Source organism: Alteromonas sp. NFXS44 (assembly GCF_040148705.1).
GTDB lineage: Bacteria > Pseudomonadota > Gammaproteobacteria > Enterobacterales > Alteromonadaceae > Alteromonas.
Genome location: NZ_JAGDEA010000012.1, coordinates 250,382 through 269,964, shown reverse-complemented (window position 1 = coordinate 269,964; position 19,583 = coordinate 250,382). Strand labels below are relative to the sequence as shown.

Sequence of the window (19,583 nt, the reverse complement as noted above, 5' to 3'; positions counted from 1 at the left end):
GGTAAAGTAAACTTCTGAATGCTGAACAGCGGAGTGAATCTATACAAGTTGTAATCGATACCGGTAACGCGCCCTCTCAGGACACCGGGCATTATGCTGCAACGTTCGCAGCGCTGCGAAGCACCTTTTTCGCCAATAAAACCCGTGATATCAGCTGGCGCAAACAGCAGTTGCTGGCCCTTAAGACCATGCTTGTTACCCATGAGCAGGACATTCACCGCGCCCTGAATCAGGATTTAGGCAAATGTGAAACAGAAGCCCGTACTTCGGAAACCGGCTTTTTACTCTCTGACCTCAAGCACACACTCAAACATATCGACAGCTGGGCAGATTTACGTCACGTATCTACGCCCCTGGCGGCGCAGCCGGCCCGCAGCTATCTGCAACCGGAGCCGTTGGGTGTAGTGCTGATCATCGGGGCGTGGAATTATCCCGTGCAATTGCTTTTAGCGCCGCTGATTGCGGCACTGGCAGCGGGTAATTGTGCCATTGTCAAACCGTCAGAACTGGCCCCGGCATCATCAGCATTAATGGCCAGCTTGTTGCCTCAGTATCTGGAAGACGATGCCGTGGCAGTTGTTGAAGGCGCTAAAGAGGAGACGCAGGCTTTATTAGCTCTTCCTTTCGACCATATCTTTTATACCGGTGGCGAAGCGGTAGGCAAAATTGTAATGTCTGCAGCGGCGAAACACCTTACGCCGGTTACGCTGGAGCTTGGCGGGAAGAGCCCCTGTATTGTTGACGCCAGTTGCAGGCTGGACGTCACCGCCAGGCGGATAGTGTGGGGTAAATGGATGAACTGCGGCCAGACCTGCATCGCCCCGGACTATATCCTGATTGAGAAGGGGTTTGCTGAAGCGTTTCTTGCCGCCCTTGAACGGGAAATCACTAAGCAGTACGGGCCTGAACCTTTGCAAAGCAAAGATTACGGGCATATCGTCAATACCCGTCATTACGAAAGGCTGTGTCAGCTCATTGCGGATCTGCAATGTCGTATTGGTGGCGAACGGGACGACGGGACACGCAAGCTGGCCCCGGCTGTGGTGTTAAATCCTCCGGCAGACAGTACGCTGATGCAGGAAGAAATATTCGGCCCGGTGTTGCCGGTCATCGAACTGGAGAACATAGAAGACAGCATTGGCTTTATCCGCGGGCGGGCGAAACCTCTGGCGCTGTATCTTTTCAGTGAAGATCACGGCTTTCGTGACAAAGTACTTACGCAAACCAGTGCGGGCAGCGTGTGTGTGAACGACACGATGATGTTTATGACCAATGCCAACTTACCTTTTGGCGGGGTCGGCAGCAGTGGTATGGGGCGCTATCACGGACAATATGGCTTTGATACGTTCAGTCATCTTAAATCTGTGATGGTAAGAGCCTCGAAGTTTGACGTAGCGGTACGCTACGCCCCGTATTCCCGATTTAAATTATGGCTGTTGAAAAAATTATTATAAAGGAGAGCACATGCCTCAACCGTTTCATCTTGCAATTCCCGTTGACGATTTAGTCGCTGCTGCTGCGTTTTACGGAGACTTACTGGGCTGCGAGCGCGGGCGCAGCGATACCCGCTGGATTGACTGGAACTTCTATGGCCATCAACTGGTAACCCATTGCGTTGATGCCATGCCCTCTGCACCACAGCACAATGAAGTAGATAGCCACGCGGTGCCGGTGCCCCATTTCGGTGTGGTGCTGGATATGGCAGACTGGCACAAACTGGCTGAACGGTTAAAAGCGGCAGAAATATCGTTTGTTATAGAGCCCTACGTGCGTTTTAAAGGGGATCCAGGCGAACAGGCGACCATGTTTTTTCATGATCCTGCAGGCAATGCGCTGGAGTTCAAGGCGTTTAAATCGCTTTCTCAGTTGTTCGCTGTGTAACAGACATAAAAAAGCGCAGCGTTGTGCTGCGCCTCATTAACCGGGCCACTGAGCCCGTGTAAGCTGACTACAATTCCACTTCTTCAACAATTGCCTTACCGCGTCCTCTGGCTTCAGAGGCTGCATCCAGGCCTGTTTCAGTGCGCTTGATCAGGTGCACATCCCCAAAGTTACTTTCTTTCATGGTGTAACCCATCGCTTCAAGCGCCTTTACGACGTCCGCCGGCATGCCTGCATGATACGCAATGGTATCTTTGGGCCAGAGCTGATGATGGAAGCGGGGGCTGTTTGCCGACTCGTCTGCTGTCATATCAAAAAACAGCGCGTTCAGTATGGACTGTGCCACTGAAGAAATAATCGTGGTACCGCCCGGTGAGCCGGTGACCAGTTTTACTTTATCGCCTTTCAGCACAATAGTTGGCGTCATGGAAGACAGCATGCGCTTACCCGGCTGGATTTCGTTAGCGGTACCGCCGATGGCTCCAAAGAAGTTAGGCACGCCGGCCTTGGCACTGAAGTCGTCCATTTCGTCGTTCAGCAGGAAGCCGGCACCTTCTACCACCACGCCACTGCCAAAGGACAGGTTAATGGTAGTGGTATTCGCTACCGCATTGCCCCATTTGTCCATAACCGAGAAATGGGTGGTGTCCGGACTTTCATATAAGCCGGGTTTCACGTCTTCTGTCGCTGAAATGGCTTCAGGATCCACTTCTCCGGCACGGGCAGTAATGTAGGCCGGTTCTAATAACGCTTTTACAGGCACTTCGACAAAGTCGGGGTCGCCCATGTATTCGGCACGGTCAGCAAACACACGTTTACCGATTTCAGACATCAGATGAATATACTCTTTACTGTTTTGTGCAGGCAGAGACTGATTTTTCAGTACTTCATTGAGCATACTGATCCACTGGGCAACGGCCACACCGCCAGAGCTGGGAGGCGGTGCCGTGATGAGTTTGTAATCCTGCCAGGGATAAACAACCGGTGTGCGCCATTTAGCTTCGTAACCCTGTAAATCCTTTTCTGTGACCAGGCCGCCATTTTCACCCATGAAACCGGCGATAATGCGGGCGGTCTCGCCTTCGTAAAAGCCTTTTTCACCTTCGTCACGAATGCGGGTCAGCGCTGCGGCTAACTCAGGTTGCTTAAACAGCACATCTGCAGTGCGGGCTTCACCGAAATAGTCGCCAAAGTTGCTGGTGATCCCTTCTTTTTCCTGTCTGGCCATGTAGCGGGTGATATGATCAGCCAGTTTCGCCGGCACATTAAATCCCTTTTCTGCCAGGTCTACAGCAGGCTGCACCAGACGGTTCCACGGTAATTTACCGTAGCGCTGATGTGCCGCCCACATGCCGGCAACTGAACCGGGCACACCGGAGGCTTTTGCCCCAAACAGCGATTCCAGGGTTTTCACGTCACCGTTTTCATCAAGGTACATATCACGGTGGGCTGCCGCCGGTGCCATTTCACGATAATCCATAAAAGCAGCTTCATCGTCGAAAAAGATGGTCATGAAACCACCGCCTCCGATGTTACCCGCTTCAGGGAAGGTCACCGCCAGGACAAATTGCGCCGTGATGGCCGCATCAACCGCGTTACCGCCTTCGTTTAATACTGCCATGGCAGCATCGGCGGCAAAGGTATCAGGCATAGACACCGCCTGCAGGCTGGTTTCAACCTCCGTAGCCGGTGCAGATACCGTTGGTTTTTCACCGGAGCATCCTGCCGCCACAAACAAAAATAGCGAGAGTAAAAGTAATCGCATAATGGCTATCCAATCATAATGATGCTGGCGATGACATAGGCAACGAGTGTCAGTCCGCCAGCGGTAAGTGCATAGGGAAGCTGGGTACGGATGTGCGTTAACAGGTCGCACCCGGCCGCGATAGACGATACCGCTGAGGTATCGGAAATAGGGGAGCAGTGATCACCAAATACGCCGCCGCCCAGAATAGCGGCTATGACCAGAGAGGGTGGCAGTCCTAACGACTGGATCAGTGGAACACCGATGGGGATCAATATAGCAAACGTGCCCCAACTGGTGCCGGTGGTAAACGACATGACCGCGCCGGCCAGAAACAGCATGGGAACAATTAATACCAGAGGCAGGTACTCACCCACAATACCGGCAACGAAGACACCGGTGCCGAGCACTTTTAAGCTGGCTCCCAGTGTCATGGAAAGTAATACAATGGACACCAGCGGGAGCAGTTCGCCCATCCCCTTAAAGCCAATTTCTACAGCTTCGTGGTGGGTAAAACGCTTATGCAGAATTAACAGGAAGTACGCGACAACGGTAGCAAGAATGGTGGCGTACAATACAGATTTGCTGCCACTGCCGTTAGCCAGCACGCCATCACCGGTCCACAACATAAAGCCCACCATGCTGACAACCATGAGCACCAGCGGCACCACCATAAAGCGTACTTTGGTTGCCGGTTCTGACTCAATGACAGTACCGGTATGAGTCATGGCGGCATCTTCTTTTGCCATCGGACCGTGCACTTTATCTTTCACTATGGTGTACACCACAATTGCCAGAGTGATAAGGGCGTAGAAATTCAGTGGTACTGTGCCCCACAGAATACTGGCGGAAGACTGCTCCAGCTCGTAACCGTCCAGCAGGCCAAGGACGAATGCACCCCATCCGTTCAGTAAGATAAGAATACAGACCGGCGCGCTGGTACTGTCGATGATGTAGGCCAGGCGTGCCCGGCTCATTTTGAATTTATCAAATAAACCCCGGGCGAATATGCCGGCGGTGAGTACACTTAAATTAGACTCGATAAATACTGCAACACCGGTGATCATCGTCAGACTGCCAACCTGCCGCTTACTTCTGGCAATGCCTTTGCCTGTGAGCCAGTTTACGGTAGCCGTGACACCGCCTGAGTCGCGGATATAGGCTAACAGCGCACCCACCAGAATAGAGAATATGAGGATCCGGGTATTACCCGGACTGGCGGCAACGTCGATGGTTCTTTCGATAGCATTCACCGGCGCCAGCAATACGCCGTCACCGGTCACACTCAATAAAATCAACGCTTCTGATGAGAGAACGGCCAGTAACAAGGCCATGATGACTTCTTTTTTCCAGAACACCACAAAAATAGCGACGAGAGGCGGGATAATTGAAACCCAATCCATGAAAAATGTTCCTGCTTTTATTCTAATGATTGATCGCAAATCAGGCGCTGAGATTCAGTGCACTATGTCCGCGGGGCAGTGTGACGCTTTATAAAAAAGCGTGGCGATAGCCTAACTGAGAACTTACCGGTTCTGCCAGTACTTTTACCTCAGTGATTGAGTATTGCTTCGTAAACCCGGGTTATCACACTGCCATATTTGGCGGTTTCAAATTCGCTGCCGGCAAACTGCAGGTTGCCGGTACTTTGTTTCTCAACCGGTGTATGTCTGGCGTTGGTAAACAGCACAATACCGAGATCCTGCGCCGGGTCGATAACCGTTGCCGTGCCTGTCCAGCCAGTATGACCAAAAGCTTGTGAACTGGCATAGGGACCGAAATGCCAGCGATTACTGCCGTTGCCGCCCCTGCGCCAGCCAAGTCCGAAACCGGGATTCAGCGGGGAAGGAGCGGTAAACAGTGAAATAGTGTCCCGGTTGGTCAGTGCAACCTGTCCATAGCCACCGCCATTTAATAAGGTTTGCATCAGCACGGCAAAATCATCCACCGTGGAGAACAGTCCTGCATGCCCCGACACACCGCCCATGCTGTACCAGGCCTTTTCGTCATGCACTTCTCCCCGCAGCGTGTGCGTGCGGATGCCGGGGAAATCGATATTGTGACTGCGTGTATTGCCATTTATTTCTGTCGCGGCGATCTGATTGGGTGCAAACCCTTTTTTCAGCGGGTTAAACACCGTGTGATTAAGCTGAAGCGGGCCGTAAATAAACTGCTCACAGTAACGGTCAAGAGACATGCCTGTTATCCGCTCAACCAGCAGTCCCAGCAGCATAAAGTTGGTGTCACTGTACGTAGCCTGCGTGCCTTTGCTTATCTGAAAAGGTACCACAGTGGTTAATAAGGTTGATGTATGTGTTTTATCCCGTGAGCGGAAAGACTCACCGTAGCGTTCGCCGGGGGCAAAGAAGCGCACCTCAGGACCGTAGCCGGACTGATGACTCAGTAAATCTCTGACAGTGCGGGCTTCACGGCCACCGCCGGCGTACTCCGGCAGGTACTGATACACCGGCGCATCTATACTCAATTTCCCTTCAGACACCAGTTTCATCAGTGCCAGGTTAGTAGCAAACATTTTCGTGTTAGAGGCTACATCAAACAGCGTGCCCGGTGTCATCGGCTCCGGCTTTGCGTGGCGGGTGCCTGTTTTATCGTAAAGCAGCGCATTGCCATAGGCTGTACGTTTAATCACAGCGCCGTCTTTGATAACCAGTAATACGGCCCCGGGAAATCCATCCTCAATGTCCTGCTGAATTAACGCATCAACCGGTCTGAAGGCTTGTTGCCATTTTTGCGTTTCGTCTGTCAATGAAGGCCAGGGAATGGTGACGTGCAAAGCGTCGCTTTCTGAATCGCTTTGCACCTCAAGGGTGTTCGTACCGTTGTGCGTACGCTTTTTCAGAGAATAACTGTAGGTATGACCGGCCTCCAGGGGAGAGGCAATGTTCAGCGTTTCGCCATTTACCTTCACCGTGGCGTTGATGGTTGTAGCCGGCGTCAGTAAGATTTCGCCGCGTCCTTTGTACGCTTTAAACGCGACCTTGTCGTTCACCTCTTCCCGGCTGGAACGCTCTTGTTGGGGGAAATCACTGTCAATATGTCCTGACTGAGGACGCTTCTCTTCAGCAGGTGCGGCTTTCAGTGCCGTTTCACGGGCGTAGCGGGTATTCAGCGCTTTGAGCTTTTGCGGAAAATACTTGTCCAGCAAAGCGAACAGTGCGGCTGCTGTGCGGCTGTTAATCGCACCGGTTACGTTATCCTGCACAAAGTGCATCTGGAACGCCGACAACGCATTGATGGTTTGCTCATCCAGTGTGCCGGTTTCCACCACGCCGTATCCGTAAGTGCGCAGCGCAGCCTGCGTTAAAGAAACAGATGGCAGGGCGCGGTTAAAGCGTTGCCAGTATGTCGTTAATGTACCGGTGTCATACCAGGCGCCTATCCCTTCCAGATACAGCTGATACCATGGAAAACGCGGGCCCGGGTCATTTTTTCTGTTAAATGCGATATCTGCATGGCCGACAACAGCGGTGGGAGAAATGTCCGGGTTGCGGGCGAGTATGTCTTTTGCCAGCGCAATGAGCACCTGAATTTGTTCCGGGTGATAATCAGGAAATACACAAAGGCGGTTGCTGCCGTGTTCTGACCGGCTGGCCGCTGTCTCATTATCCCGCTGACATTGAGGTACATTCACAATCTCAATGCCGATGGATGTATCATTCAAATGGTTACGTGTTTGCCACTCACCTTTACCGGCATGCCAGGCACGTTTCGATTCAGGTACAAGCTGCAGCACAGATGCCTCATCACCCGGAAACGTGGGGTCAGACGGATCGGTGACCAGGTAATGCGAACTCAGCCCGCCTTCATCTACCAGCGCATGCACACTTTTCTGGTAATCTATCGCGGTAAAGTGCATAACAAGCACTTTCACCCGTTCACCGGTATTTTTCGATGGCATACTGGTGTAACCGCCGGCGCAGCCAATCAGTGTGGCAACCGCGCAGGTAGCGACCAGAAAGCGAAAGTGTCGGGATAAGAGTGACATGTTATTACCGGTTAATGCTGCATGAAATAACCAAATTATCACAATTATTTCCTAAGTAAATAATAAAATATTCCAATGGCGGGTGTGTATCATTTAATGTCGAACTTAAAGAATAGCCAATGAAGAGATTGATTTGCCTGGACGTACTGCGGGGGCTTACCATTGTGTTAATGGTTCTGGTGAATAATCCCGGAAGCTGGCAAACCGTTTACTGGCCGTTATTGCATGCACAATGGCATGGACTGACACCGACAGATCTGGTATTTCCTTTCTTTATTTTCGCCATGGGCGTGGCAATCCCTTTTTCTTCTTATCGTCAGCAAGGCGGTTCAGCCGGAGCAATGCTGGTAAGAATACTGAAACGCAGCGTATTGCTGTTCTTATGTGGCCTGTTCCTCGCGCTGTTTTATTACAATCCTTATAATCCGGATTTCGACTGGGTCCGGGACCGGCTGGAAAATATCCGGGTGATGGGGGTTCTGCAGCGACTGGCACTGGTTTACTTTTTTACTGCGATACTGGCGATGTGCCTGCGTATTCGCGGACTGCTGTTTGTCGCCGTGTTGCTGGTAGCGGCGTACTGGGCGGCGATGACGTTTATTCCCTATGCTGATGCAGCCGGCACCTTACATCAGGGGCAGTGGGCATACGGCAACAGTCTCGCAGCATGGATAGATGCCGGCGTGTTGGGAAAGCACCATGTTTACTATTCTACTGCAATGCCATTTCCTTTTGATCCGGAAGGTTTGTTAAGCACCATGCCTGCAGTATCGACCTGCCTCTGCGGCGTAATGTGTGGCCTGTGTTTACAACGGGAAGCGGAAATGCCTGCACTTAAAATGGCGGGTGCAGGCATCATTCTCATTCTGGCCGGGGGCGTCATGGCGCTGTGGGTGCCGGTGAATAAAGCGCTCTGGTCACCGGGCTTTACCGCATTAACGGCAGGCTGCGCAATGGGGTGTCTGGCGTTGTTGCACTGGATTACAGACTTGCGCGGTTATCAACGCTGGGCGCAGCCCTTTATTATCGCAGGGGCAAACAGTATTGTATTTTTCATGTTATCAGGTATTGCTGCGCGCCTGCTTTTTATGATTCCGGCGGGCTCCGGTTCCCTGAAAGCTGCGATTTACCAGTCTGTGTTCCTGCCCTATTTTTCGCCTTTCAATGCTTCTTTTTTGTTTGCGGTAAGCTTTCTTTGTGTGATGTTTTTACCGGTATGGTGGATGTACCGGAAGCACTGGTTTATCCGGCTGTAACGCTGAATCATTTTGTTATGTAAATGATAAGTAAAGCTTATGACGTTTACGGGCCATTGACGTCGAAGATGCATATTATATTTCATGCATTTTATTCAGGCAGGCAAATACCATGACCAAACCTATTCTTTTTAACGGGCGGCGAAAAACCCTTAAATCTCTGGCTTCACTGGCAGTAGCGACACCGGTGATCCTGCTCACCGGTTGCGGTGGCAGCGGCGGTAGTAGTTCGTCTTCAACCAGCACATCAACAGGCAGTACATCAACCGGTTCTTCCTCCGGCAGCAGCGGCACAGGCACAACGACTGTGGCTGACAACGGCAGTTGGCTGAGTGGCGGTACAGATTCAATGACAGCGGATTTCCCCGCTGACAGCATTTTTGAAAACAGCAGTACCTGCTCTGTTGAACTGACCGGACAGCAAACGGAAGGTCCATGCTATTTCGACTCTGACTATCTTGATGATATCTCAGAAGGTCAAACTGGTTTGCCCATGCAGTTATGCCTGCAACTCATAGACGAACAATGTAATCCGCTGTCAGGCTATGAAATAGAAGTGTGGCACTGCGATGTGGAAGGCATTTATTCCGGCGATACGACAGGAAGCAGTGACACCAACGGGTTCAATTCTTATTTTTGTACAGGGAACGACAGTGAAGCGCTGCAATCGCGCTGGTTTCGCGGCATTGCAGTAACAGACAGCAGTGGCCGTGTGAACTTTAAGACCTGCTTCCCGGGCTGGTATGCCAGCCGTGCCATTCACATTCACTTCAGAGTGAAGAATAATAACAACGACGAGCTGATTTCCCAGTTTGGCTTTGATGATGATTTCTGTACAGATATCTGTACCAGCCATTCTGATTATATCAATCACGGTGCGCCAGACACATACCTGACCAACGACACGGTATTCGGCAGTGATTACAACGAGTATGTGTTCAACCTCGAACAAAATGACGACGGCTCCCTGCTGGCCTACAAGCGCATCATCATCTCCTGACCGGACGACAGGTTTTGCACTGCCGGAAGTGCTCACTTCATTCTATAAAATAAGGCGTGACAGCGGACTGATCACGCCATTTCCTCCTTGTTGCAGCACATGCGTGTAGATTTGTGTTGTTCGCACATCGGAATGCCCCAGTTGATGCTGGACAGTTCTGATATCAGCCCCGGCCGCCAACAGGTGCGTGGCAAATGAATGCCTTAACGTGTGCGGCGTAACGTGTTTCTTTATGCCTGCCTCCTGACTTGCCCGCTTTACATTTCGCTGCAACTGCTTTTCATCAATGTGGTGACGTCGTAGCAGTTTAGTTTCGGGGTCAACGGAAAGTCGCCTGGAAGGAAATAAATACTGCCACTCCAGCGTTTTATTTCTGGAATGATATTTTTTGCGAAGCCCCTGCGGGATCCAGGCACCGGAAAATTCCGGTACAGTCAGATCACGGGATAATAACTGGTCGACTTGCCCGATTTGTGACGTCAGTAACGGAATGAGAGATTCAGAAAGTGTGACGATGCGATGTTTTCCTCCTTTTCCGAACCATACCCTTAGACATTTGTAATCAAAGTCGATATCTCCGGTGCGTAATCTTACGCACTCCATAAGCCGCAGACCGCTACCATAAAGCAGAGCAACTGCCAGGTAATGTTGTGCGCTGACACGCCCGAGTAAGGCCCGGACTTCGGATTGCGTCAGTACCACGGGTAGCTTACGCTCCCGTTTACTGTTCAAAAAGCTCATGTCTTCCGGCAACGGTAAATCAAGATATTTGTTGTAAAGAAAGAGCAGCGCGTTAAGGGCGATTGCCTGAGTGCTTTTCGCACACTGTTTTTGAATAGCTAAATAAGTCAGATAACTCTCAACATGCTGAGCGTCCATCTCCTGAGGCCGGGCATAGTTGTGGTACCGGATAAAGTCTGTAATCCACGTTAAATACGTTTCTATGGTTCTTTTGGCGTAGCCTCTCGACAACATAAATTCATACACTTCCCGCAGAAACTTTGATTTCATAATGCTTATCAAAATAAAAACAGCTTAAGAATATGTGAGAGTCGTGAAAACTGGCTGGAGGGATGGTTTTACACCATTTAACATTTCACTTCACAAACGGTGCATTTTGCTCCCGCGAAAATGCACCAAAACCGCACAAGCTTTTAAAGGTGGGGCTTCTGAGATATTCTGGAGAAATGAAAACAGACAATTACACCAATGTGGGGTGGTTGTTCACGCCGTGTTGGTGTCTATTTAGTAGTTAGCAGCCTTAGATGAAATTAACCGAAAAATACATTCAATATTTAAATCGAGCATCTTGGGTTGTGGCTGAGATACCGCTTTTGGTTCCGCCAGCTATAGTTGCCTATTTGTTTCATCCTGGTATTGATTACCCTGTGAAACTTATTATCACTGGCTTTTTTTCAGCGTTAATCACAATATTTCATTGTTTGATTGGGGTAAGTGCCGCGCTTAAAAAGGACGTAAAAACCGCAATCAACTTTTTAATACTTCCTATTGCGGTGGCTATTTTTGTAATCTATTTGGGTTTTGCCTAAGTCGGCTGCTAACAAACCACTGTAGTCACTCGCTGGCGCTCGTTGGGACACAAACACGCAGGCTCCCTTCGCTTCGCTCCGTATTATAGCCTGCGTATTTGTGCCCCTAAGTGGGGTGTTATGTTTCCGGTGGCCCATAGATGTTTTCAGAGAGCGAAGTAAAAGAAATAGCATCAGATATCGCCTCAGAATACACTGGCGAGTTAATTGAGCATCCAGAAAATATCACTATTAAACTCTGTAGCGGCAGAAAGGAAATGTACATAGAGTGGCCAAAACACGATTTAGCAGAGGTCTGGATGACCTTCATTCAGGATGGCGAGGACCTTTATCAAGATTGGTTTGAGTGTATGGAGTCCGAGGATAAGCGAGAATTCGTTCAATACGTCCGCTCCATACCCAATAAATTCTTCAGTCAAGAGGTTCGAGTTAAACGGCATGGTTTAATATTCAGGCGCTATATTCTCGAATCAAAACACGAATCAGGCTGGGGTAACATTTTTGAGTAATCAAAACATAACAAATTGCTCAAGCGGGACAAATTACCTGCGCTCCGCTCCGGCGATTTGCCCCTTAGCAAGGCGTTATGTGACTTTGAATAAATGAACAACAAAGATAGAAAAAAACTCATTCTCCAGACTATAGAGAAACGAGATTACGATAGTATCCATGATGCACATAGAGAACTTGGTGGGGACATCGACTCTCTTGAGGCCGTTCCATTTGGCTCTAGAAATGAAATAATTAGAATATGCGAAGATCTTGCAGATGGCGTTATCGATTCTAAACAATCTATAGCACGGTTGAAGGCCTTTGTTAGCTCAGTTCCGGACTAATTTGCATCTGCCGTCACATAACAAACGCATTAAATCGCTCGCAAGCTCGCTGGGACGCTAACACATGGGCTGCGTCACTTCGTTCCTAATTTTAGCCCATGTGTTATCGCCCTTTATGCGGGTGTTAGCTTTCAAGGAGGATTTTTTGGACATACCAGCTTCAATCTATATTGGCATTGGTGCAGTAATAGCCGCAATCGTGGCTGGCTTCTTTTCATTTTTGAACCTTGTTAGCTCAAAAGAGAACAAAGTTTCAGAATTCCGACAAAATTGGATAAATGGAATAAGAGAAGAAATTTCAGAATATTCTGCTTCTATGCGTGAAGTAGTTCGATTACGAGCTCATAACGACAAAGGTAAGGTTGAAAACTACCTCGAACAAAGCTCTCCGCTCTACTTCAAAGCGGTAAATACCTACAACAAAATTCGTCTGCGTTTAAATCCTGTGCACGCGGCAAATGAGCCTGATAGTCATGAGGCAAAACTTCTATCAGCAATTAAAAGCACACACGCTTCCTTTAATGCTAAGGAATATAAAGAGGCAATGGAGAAAGCAAATGACATTCCAGACATTGCGGCTCCGTTTTTAAAAGATGAATGGGAACGGGTGAAAGAAGGAGAAAAACGCTATCAAAACATTAGACGATTTGCTACCTACTCAATTGTTATCGGTATGCTATTAGTGTTGTTTTTATTAGCCGCCCTAATCTATTTGAGCATTGAAAGCTAACAATCTGCTGTAATCGCTCGCAGGCTCGCTGGGACGCAAACACATGGGCTGCGTCGCTTCGCTCCTAAATTTTAGCCCATGTGTTTCCGCCCCTAAGCAGGGCGTTAGCTTTCAAGGAGGATTTTTTGGACATACCAGCTTCAATCTATATTGGCATTGGTGCAGTAATAGCCGCAATCGTGGCTGGCTTCTTTTCATTTTTGAACCTTGTTAGCTCAAAAGAGAACAAAGTTTCAGAATTCCGACAAAATTGGATAAATGGAATAAGAGAAGAAATTTCAGAATATTCTGCTTCTATGCGTGAAGTAGTTCGATTACGAGCTCATAACGACAAAGGTAAGGTTGAAAACTACCTCGAACAAAGCTCTCCGCTCTACTTCAAAGCGGTAAATACCTACAACAAAATTCGTCTGCGTTTAAATCCTGTGCACGCGGCAAATGAGCCTGATAGTCATGAGGCAAAACTTCTATCAGCAATTAAAAGCACACACGCTTCCTTTAATGCTAAGGAATATAAAGAGGCAATGGAGAAAGCAAATGACATTCCAGACATTGCGGCTCCGTTTTTAAAAGATGAATGGGAACGGGTGAAAGAAGGAGAAAAACGCTATCAAAACATTAGACGATTTGCTACCTACTCAATTGTTATCGGTATGCTATTAGTGTTGTTTTTATTAGCCGCCCTAATCTATTTGAGCATTGAAAGCTAACAATCTGCTGTAATCGCTCGCAGGCTCGCTGGGACGCAAACACATGGGCTGCGTCGCTTCGCTCCTAAATTTTAGCCCATGTGTTTCCGCCCCTAAGCAGGGCGTTATGTTCTACAAGGAATTGTTTATGAAAAAGCTCTTTATATTGTTATTACCGATAACCTTTCTGTTCGTATGCTCTCAAGCAAGTGCCACTAACGACAAGACCGAACTAAAAGAGCTTGCAGAAAACTCAGGTAAGTTGGCAATCATTGCAGATGAATGCACAGAGTCAGAGGATACAGCTTCACCTTCCTGCAAAAAATTTATCAAGGAATTCAACAAAGGAAGTATTAATAAGCAGCTCAAGTCCTTCGGCAAAAACGTTGATAAATATATCGTTTTAGATAAGGATTTAACGTTAAGCGCGGTCACTTCCATAGGTGTAATCTCAGAAGCCTTGTCTTTTATTTTAAGCGAAAAAGACTAGGAAGTGCATAAGCGAACATAACAATCACATTAAGTCGGTCGCAAGCTCCCTGGGACAGTAACACGTGGGCTCTGTCGCTTCGCTCGGATTTTAGCCCACGTGTTACTGCCCCTTATGTGGGTGTTAGGTCACAAGGGAGGTGACTTTGTATGTTTAATATCTTTAAAAGAAAGCAAAAAAAACCTCCTAGCAGAAATCAGGTTAAACTTTGTGAACAGCTAGGACTGAAGATATCCCCAAAAATGGGGCAGGCTGATGTGTCTAAACTTCTAGGCGAAGCACTTCAGCAAGAAAAATATAAAGCAATCTATGATTCTATTCAGTTAGAGCGCGAAAGGAAATTTGAAAAAGAAGATCGCGAGGAGTATGGAGATGAACTTGTCAACGAGTTGAAAAGCTGGGAAGCAAAATGCAATTCCGATTCTCACTTTTATCTAGTTTTCAAAAGGGGGAAAACGATACATTACGATATCGCCGAACTTGAAAGTGCTGATATAGCTGGTAGTAATAAATATTACATCGAGTTAAATTTTCAGTTTCCCAAACGCTATAAAGATAAGGTGTTCGGCGACTATGTTGAATGGGAAAAAGATATTACCATCAAGGCTCATCAAGTACTAAAAATTCAATCTCTAAACCGATTTATTGACGGTGGCAACATCAAAGAATACGAGAGCGCTAAAATGCAATGTGAAGTTCTTGCAACGCAAGTTGAGACCTAACAAACGCATTAAAACGCTCGCAGGCTCGCTGGGACGCTAACACATGGGCTGCGTCACTTCGTTCCTATTTTAGCCCATGTGTTATCGCCCTTTATGCGGGTGTTAGCTGCCAGCAAGGAAGCAATTGAGGTTACATTGGAAAAATACATACATAAAAGCACATTAGATAAAACGAACTTTTTTCATTTCATTTTTATTTTCTTTGCTGTTCTTTTTTTGAGTTTTGTTGGGTTTGATCTCAGCAAAGAAGACGAGCGTTCATTTGTTTTTTCTCTCTTGTTTATTTTATGGTTTACCTATGGAGTAGCTAGCGATAAAGTTGGAGTTTTTGAATTTCGTAAAACAACAGACTATTCGCCATCGGGTATATTCGCAGGTATTTGTCTTTGTTGGTGGGTAGCGCTTACCGATTATTTTTTAGTTATTGAGCAAGATTCACGTTTTAGCGGTTTGTTTTTAGCCTACGCGATATTTTCAACCATTGGATTAATCGCGGAATTTATACACTATTTCAGCGATAGAGAGGGAGAGTCAATTGCCCCATGGTACGTAATTCGACCAGGTCAAATCATATTGCTGATTACGTTGGGCGCTATGCTCTATTTTTTCTTTTACGGCAGTTGGGAATTTCATATTGGAGATCCTTTCGATTTTTTGTCTAGGATAATACGAGGCCACTAAGTTGCATGGCAGCTAACAATCAAATTAAGTCACTCGCTCCGCTCGCTGGGTCGCAAACACGTGGGCTGACTCGCTTCGCTCGGGATTTTAGCCCACGTGTTTGCGCCCCTTATTTGGGTGTTATGTGCAAGGAGATAGAATGGAACATCTTTCTTTTGAACCAACCTCAATTCAGCGAAATCAACTTATTGCTTTAACAAAGGGAAATGATCTAAACGAAGCAAATTTGAAAGACTTGTACCAGTTTGAAAATGTACTCCGTAAGCATCTTCAGGAAACCAAACCCGGTACTTTCATTCGTGAGGATTTACGTGTGGCTATTGAAAATACACAAGCAGTTATTCAAATGAAACAGGCTGAAAAATCATGGTATGAAAAACCTATTGGACTTATCGGAATTGGTTTGTTTGTTACCGTCTTAGGCGGGCTGTACGTCTTATATTTGACTAATTAGCATTGAACATAACAAAAAAATTAAGTCGCTCGCGGGCTCGCTGGGACACAAACATGGCGGCTGTGTCGCTTCGCTCCGATTGTAGCCGCCATGTTTGTGCCCCTTATTTGGGTGTTATACGCCGTTGTCTTCCTCAAATGTAAAGTGTCGCGGTAACTGTTTAGGGCAAGGTAGTTTCGCTAGGTTGTCCTAGTGCCTGCCGGTTTAGGTTTTCAAAGCGACTTAATCACCCCTATCTTTTAAGCTCAGCAACGCCAGCAATCGGCATCTCAAGTTTTGCTGGCTCGCTCATTTATCAAACTGCCGTTTTATCATCTGGCTTTTGGCAGGTTGTTGTTTTAAGGTAATTGTTATTATCTAAATCAACAGTTTGTATTAGCAGGCGGTGGCGGCAAAGCCGCGTGGGGCAGGTGTCTCGCGCGAATAACAAACCGCTCAAATCGCTCGCAAGCTCGCTGGGACACAAACGCGGTGGCTGTGTCGCTTCGCTCCGATTATAGCCACCGCGTTTGTGCCCTTTAGCGGGGCGTTATGCGATAAGGATATCGATTTGAAATTTCTGGTAGTTTTAGCAAGCTCTAGATCTGATGGTAATACTGCAAAGTTATCCCATGTGATTGCAGATTGCCTGCAAGCCCAGACAGTTGATCTTCAAAATTTATCAATTTCATATTTTGATTACGAAAATCGCAATAAATCTGATGACTTCATTCCGTTAGTTGAACGCATCGTGTCATCAGACTTTGTTGTATTCGCTACGCCTGTATACTGGTATTCCATGTCGGCACAGATGAAAACCTTCTTTGACCGCATGACTGATTTGCTAACAGTAAATAAAGAACTAGGTCGAAAGCTTCGGGGTATGCCAATATCGGTAGTTGCTACAGGTACAGATGCGGAATTGCCTGCTAGTTTCAAAAGTCAATTCGAGCTAATCTCTGGCTACCTTGGGCTGGTCTATCGCGAACCTCTGTATTGTTGCTGTCCAGATGAATTTAACCTTCAGCAACACCAGCAGGCTATCCAAGGTTATCTTAACAAAATCGCATAACAAACTGCTATAGTCGCTCGCAGGCTCGCTGGGACACAAACACGTGGGCAGTGTCACTTCGTTCCGATTTTAGCCCACGTGTTTGTGCCCCTAAGCTGGGCGTTAGGTTTTTAGGGAGGATAAATTAAATGGATTCTTTATTTGCAGGTGTTGGCGCGCTCGGTGCGCTATTTTATTTTATACTCATTTTGCTATGGATTACTGTGCCCATATTTGTCTTTCTTATATCTAAGAGAGTAAAAAACATCAGGGACATGGGGATTGAGTATGGCAAGGAACTCAAAGAACTAAATGCTAGCGTTAAATATCTCAAGCGTAAGTACAATGAGTCCATTGATATACCCAAAGAATAAGTTTTATTGGCTTCGTAAAAAAGAGGTTGTATTGGGGCAAACCTAACAATCGCATTAAATCGCTCGCAAGCTCGCTGGGACGCTAACACATGGGCTGCGTCACTTCGTTCCTATTTTAGCCCATGTGTTAGCGCCCTTTATGCGGGTGTTAGGCTAGGAATTAGCATGGATGCATTAAAATTAACTGTAAAAACGTTAGAGCTAATGAAAGGTGTATACTTGAAGAAGTGTGGTATACATATTTTAGTACATATCGAAAAATACCAAATGCTTGTGATAGGAACGATAGCAGTAATTTGGAATATAGATAATCAAAGTAATTGGCCCGAACCACTTATCGTACTGCTAACGGTAATTTTCGCTGCTCTAGCACTTAAGAAAATAATCATCAAAGGTAATGTGGATGAAGACCTTGAGAAAGTAATTTCACGTTCTAAGCCAATTAGTGATTGGTACACTAACGATAAATCGCAAGAAAACCTGAAAATAGCAGTGTATAGGAAAGATCCAGCGTTAATTCTGACTCTACATTATGACCCTGTAGTAGATAATTTTAATGAAGGTTGGCTCCGTAACCTTTACCCCGATCCCAAAGTATCTAGCCACCAAGTCTCCATTACTTACAAAGGTGGGGAACTCTTCGAAAAAATTATTCTTTTAGTAGATGGAGGCCGAGTATTTCTGCCGTTACCAAAATCACGAGAATTACTCGAAACGACAGAGTTCGATTTAGCTATATGTCAAATTTTGAATGGGCAGACAGGTTATGATACCTCATATTACTTTAAGCAATCTAAAATGAAATTAAATACAGAACAGCTAGAAACCAAGCCTAACAAACCACTGTAGCCGCTCGCGGGCTCGCTGGGACACAAACACGGTGGCTGTGTCACTTCGTTCCGATTATAGCCACCGTGTTTGAGCCCCTAAGTGGGGCGTTAGGCTACTCTTCGATCAAACTACACTTCAACAGAGTTAGAGGTATTGAAAGTGTTTAAATTAAAACTACATAGATATTTTCAGTTATTCGGTCTTTACGGGGTTCTTTTTCTAATTCCAATCTTGCAAAATCAAATTAACAACTTTTCGGGGGCTGAAGACGATTATAAAAGGAAGCAGACACAATTTATTGTCGAGCATATGTATTACGACATTAAAAGATTAACTTGTGACTTAGTTGGACAACAAGCTACGACTCACGACTGTAAAAAAGGTATATATCAAGACAAAAGGTTAAGTGGTGCAATTGATAATGAAAAACGGGTTGCTGATGATAAATCAAAGTTCTTATCATTATACTGGGTCGCCTACTACTTATTTGCAGCTTTAGGCTTTTTGGGTAACTACATCGAGTATAGAAAAGAGTATGTTCAGTCAATGAATGCTGCAGCGTAGCCTAACAATCACATTAAGTCGCTCGCGGGCTCGCTGGGACAGTAACACGTGGGCTCTGTCGCTTCGCTCGGATTTTAGCCCACGTGTTACTGCCCCTTATGTGGGTGTTAGATTGCCAGAGGGAAAATTGGCGTTGGTAGATATTTTAAAAGCAAGTTCAATACATGCGGACAGTATCCGAGTTTTGTTAGATCAGCTTGGATATCGTTGCAATATTGCAGAAGTAATATCAGCCATAGACTCTCCAGAACCTAATTCAGACTTATTTGTTGCAGTATGTCGTGGCAAAGTAGTTGGCTTTATGTCACTTATTTACTTTTTCTATTTTCCTCTTCAAAAGCAGAATTGCCGTATAACTTCGCTTGTTGTAGATGAATACGCTAGAGGTAATGGTGTCGGGAAAAGGCTAATTGACCATGCATTAGAGAAAGCTAAGGGGTGTTCTTGCGCGCAGCTGGAAATAACGACATCTTTGGCTCGCGAAGCAACTCAGGCATATTACGAGCGCAGTGGTTTTATCAAGTCATCGTTCAGGTACTATTTGGACTTAGGCATCTAACACATATGAGCCCAACTCCGGTCAATAGGTAATAGCAATTCTCTGGCTGCGTGAGCAGCCAGTTCAAATCCCTGTGCTAAACCTCTTAACTTCATCTGTCATGGTCATCGTCAGGCAACGCCTGCGGCAAACACATATAGAGGCTCTCTTAATGCGATCTCATCGCTGCCTGCTGCCGGGCAATCC

The 19,583-nt window shown here is 46.9% G+C and carries 21 protein-coding genes; 17 read left to right on the top strand and 4 right to left on the bottom strand.

From position 1 onward, the window contains the following. The first annotated feature begins 53 nt into the window (after nucleotides 1-53). The gene (locus J3369_RS18340) at nucleotides 54-1,454 is read left to right on the top strand and encodes an aldehyde dehydrogenase family protein (protein ID WP_502877491.1); all 1,401 of its coding nucleotides are present in this window, start codon (nucleotides 54-56) and stop codon (nucleotides 1,452-1,454) included. Nucleotides 1,455-1,464: 10 nt separating this feature from the next. Further along, nucleotides 1,465-1,881 carry a VOC family protein gene (locus J3369_RS18335; protein WP_303575640.1) on the top strand — a complete coding sequence of 139 codons (417 nt, stop codon included), beginning with the start codon at nucleotides 1,465-1,467 and terminating at the stop codon, nucleotides 1,879-1,881. 67 nt (nucleotides 1,882-1,948) lie between these two features. Here J3369_RS18335 and ggt read toward each other — a convergent pair whose 3' ends face one another. The 3 genes from ggt to pbp4b all read right to left on the bottom strand — a co-directional run bounded on the left by ggt (nucleotide 1,949) and on the right by pbp4b (nucleotide 7,631). After that, nucleotides 1,949-3,646 (bottom strand): gamma-glutamyltransferase, encoded by a 1,698-nt coding sequence (gene ggt, locus J3369_RS18330; protein WP_349589652.1) that lies wholly within the window; start codon nucleotides 3,644-3,646, stop codon nucleotides 1,949-1,951. A gap of 5 nt (nucleotides 3,647-3,651) precedes the next feature. Beyond that, nucleotides 3,652-5,028 (bottom strand): Na+/H+ antiporter NhaC family protein, encoded by a 1,377-nt coding sequence (locus J3369_RS18325; RefSeq protein ID WP_349589649.1) that lies wholly within the window; start codon nucleotides 5,026-5,028, stop codon nucleotides 3,652-3,654. 149 nt (nucleotides 5,029-5,177) lie between these two features. Next, a complete protein-coding gene (gene pbp4b, locus J3369_RS18320) occupies nucleotides 5,178-7,631 on the bottom strand; it encodes a penicillin binding protein PBP4B (RefSeq protein ID WP_349589647.1) in 2,454 nt (817 codons plus the stop codon). A gap of 119 nt (nucleotides 7,632-7,750) precedes the next feature. Between pbp4b and J3369_RS18315 the strand changes: the two genes are divergently transcribed. Next, the gene (locus tag J3369_RS18315) at nucleotides 7,751-8,887 is read left to right on the top strand and encodes an acyltransferase family protein (protein WP_349589644.1); all 1,137 of its coding nucleotides are present in this window, start codon (nucleotides 7,751-7,753) and stop codon (nucleotides 8,885-8,887) included. A gap of 112 nt (nucleotides 8,888-8,999) precedes the next feature. Further along, nucleotides 9,000-9,887: a dioxygenase family protein gene (locus J3369_RS18310; RefSeq protein WP_349589641.1), complete on the top strand. Its 888-nt coding sequence runs from the start codon at nucleotides 9,000-9,002 to the stop codon at nucleotides 9,885-9,887. 42 nt (nucleotides 9,888-9,929) lie between these two features. Here J3369_RS18310 and J3369_RS18305 read toward each other — a convergent pair whose 3' ends face one another. Further along, nucleotides 9,930-10,898 (bottom strand): integron integrase, encoded by a 969-nt coding sequence (locus J3369_RS18305; protein WP_349589639.1) that lies wholly within the window; start codon nucleotides 10,896-10,898, stop codon nucleotides 9,930-9,932. Between the two features lie 254 nt (nucleotides 10,899-11,152). Between J3369_RS18305 and J3369_RS18300 the strand changes: the two genes are divergently transcribed. The 13 genes from J3369_RS18300 (at nucleotide 11,153) to J3369_RS18240 (ending at nucleotide 19,397) form a co-directional block, all read left to right on the top strand. Continuing rightward, complete coding sequence (locus J3369_RS18300; protein WP_349589637.1) at nucleotides 11,153-11,437, top strand: hypothetical protein; 285 nt, start codon at nucleotides 11,153-11,155, stop codon at nucleotides 11,435-11,437. 140 nt (nucleotides 11,438-11,577) lie between these two features. Then, on the top strand, nucleotides 11,578-11,946 hold the full coding sequence (locus J3369_RS18295) for a hypothetical protein (RefSeq protein ID WP_349589635.1): 369 nt from the start codon (nucleotides 11,578-11,580) through the stop codon (nucleotides 11,944-11,946). A 472-nt stretch (nucleotides 11,947-12,418) separates the two neighbouring features. After that, complete coding sequence (locus J3369_RS18290; protein ID WP_349589633.1) at nucleotides 12,419-13,003, top strand: hypothetical protein; 585 nt, start codon at nucleotides 12,419-12,421, stop codon at nucleotides 13,001-13,003. 125 nt (nucleotides 13,004-13,128) lie between these two features. Continuing rightward, entirely contained in the window at nucleotides 13,129-13,713 is a 585-nt protein-coding gene (locus J3369_RS18285; RefSeq protein WP_349589633.1) for a hypothetical protein, read from the top strand. 127 nt (nucleotides 13,714-13,840) lie between these two features. Further along, on the top strand, nucleotides 13,841-14,182 hold the full coding sequence (locus J3369_RS18280) for a hypothetical protein (protein ID WP_349589631.1): 342 nt from the start codon (nucleotides 13,841-13,843) through the stop codon (nucleotides 14,180-14,182). Between the two features lie 149 nt (nucleotides 14,183-14,331). After that, nucleotides 14,332-14,904 carry a hypothetical protein gene (locus J3369_RS18275; protein WP_349589629.1) on the top strand — a complete coding sequence of 191 codons (573 nt, stop codon included), beginning with the start codon at nucleotides 14,332-14,334 and terminating at the stop codon, nucleotides 14,902-14,904. Between the two features lie 93 nt (nucleotides 14,905-14,997). Further along, a complete protein-coding gene (locus tag J3369_RS18270) occupies nucleotides 14,998-15,585 on the top strand; it encodes a hypothetical protein (RefSeq protein ID WP_349589627.1) in 588 nt (195 codons plus the stop codon). 139 nt (nucleotides 15,586-15,724) lie between these two features. Further along, entirely contained in the window at nucleotides 15,725-16,039 is a 315-nt protein-coding gene (locus J3369_RS18265) for a hypothetical protein (RefSeq protein ID WP_349589625.1), read from the top strand. Nucleotides 16,040-16,589: 550 nt separating this feature from the next. After that, the gene (locus tag J3369_RS18260) at nucleotides 16,590-17,090 is read left to right on the top strand and encodes a flavodoxin family protein (RefSeq protein ID WP_349589622.1); all 501 of its coding nucleotides are present in this window, start codon (nucleotides 16,590-16,592) and stop codon (nucleotides 17,088-17,090) included. Nucleotides 17,091-17,218: 128 nt separating this feature from the next. After that, nucleotides 17,219-17,443, top strand: coding sequence for a hypothetical protein (locus J3369_RS18255; RefSeq protein ID WP_349589619.1), 225 nt, complete (start codon nucleotides 17,219-17,221; stop codon nucleotides 17,441-17,443). Between the two features lie 165 nt (nucleotides 17,444-17,608). Next, nucleotides 17,609-18,292, top strand: a complete 684-nt coding sequence (locus J3369_RS18250) for a hypothetical protein (RefSeq protein WP_349589617.1) — start codon at nucleotides 17,609-17,611, stop codon at nucleotides 18,290-18,292. A gap of 141 nt (nucleotides 18,293-18,433) precedes the next feature. After that, a complete protein-coding gene (locus J3369_RS18245) occupies nucleotides 18,434-18,838 on the top strand; it encodes a hypothetical protein (protein ID WP_349589614.1) in 405 nt (134 codons plus the stop codon). A gap of 127 nt (nucleotides 18,839-18,965) precedes the next feature. Continuing rightward, nucleotides 18,966-19,397 (top strand): GNAT family N-acetyltransferase, encoded by a 432-nt coding sequence (locus J3369_RS18240; RefSeq protein WP_349589612.1) that lies wholly within the window; start codon nucleotides 18,966-18,968, stop codon nucleotides 19,395-19,397. The last annotated feature ends 186 nt before the right edge of the window (nucleotides 19,398-19,583 follow it).

Bases quoted from the DNA above. Each gene is read 5' to 3' on its own strand.
- J3369_RS18335 (WP_303575640.1), top strand. From the start codon at position 1,465: ATGCCTCAACCGTTTCATCTTGCAATTCCCGTTGACGATTTAGTCGCT.
- ggt (WP_349589652.1), bottom strand. From the start codon at position 3,646: ATGCGATTACTTTTACTCTCGCTATTTTTGTTTGTGGCGGCAGGATGC.
- J3369_RS18325 (WP_349589649.1), bottom strand. From the start codon at position 5,028: ATGGATTGGGTTTCAATTATCCCGCCTCTCGTCGCTATTTTTGTGGTG.
- pbp4b (WP_349589647.1), bottom strand. From the start codon at position 7,631: ATGTCACTCTTATCCCGACACTTTCGCTTTCTGGTCGCTACCTGCGCG.
- J3369_RS18315 (WP_349589644.1), top strand. From the start codon at position 7,751: ATGAAGAGATTGATTTGCCTGGACGTACTGCGGGGGCTTACCATTGTG.
- J3369_RS18310 (WP_349589641.1), top strand. From the start codon at position 9,000: ATGACCAAACCTATTCTTTTTAACGGGCGGCGAAAAACCCTTAAATCT.
- J3369_RS18305 (WP_349589639.1), bottom strand. From the start codon at position 10,898: ATGAAATCAAAGTTTCTGCGGGAAGTGTATGAATTTATGTTGTCGAGA.
- J3369_RS18300 (WP_349589637.1), top strand. From the start codon at position 11,153: ATGAAATTAACCGAAAAATACATTCAATATTTAAATCGAGCATCTTGG.
- J3369_RS18295 (WP_349589635.1), top strand. From the start codon at position 11,578: ATGTTTTCAGAGAGCGAAGTAAAAGAAATAGCATCAGATATCGCCTCA.
- J3369_RS18280 (WP_349589631.1), top strand. From the start codon at position 13,841: ATGAAAAAGCTCTTTATATTGTTATTACCGATAACCTTTCTGTTCGTA.
- J3369_RS18275 (WP_349589629.1), top strand. From the start codon at position 14,332: ATGTTTAATATCTTTAAAAGAAAGCAAAAAAAACCTCCTAGCAGAAAT.
- J3369_RS18270 (WP_349589627.1), top strand. From the start codon at position 14,998: ATGCGGGTGTTAGCTGCCAGCAAGGAAGCAATTGAGGTTACATTGGAA.
- J3369_RS18265 (WP_349589625.1), top strand. From the start codon at position 15,725: ATGGAACATCTTTCTTTTGAACCAACCTCAATTCAGCGAAATCAACTT.
- J3369_RS18255 (WP_349589619.1), top strand. From the start codon at position 17,219: ATGGATTCTTTATTTGCAGGTGTTGGCGCGCTCGGTGCGCTATTTTAT.
- J3369_RS18250 (WP_349589617.1), top strand. From the start codon at position 17,609: ATGGATGCATTAAAATTAACTGTAAAAACGTTAGAGCTAATGAAAGGT.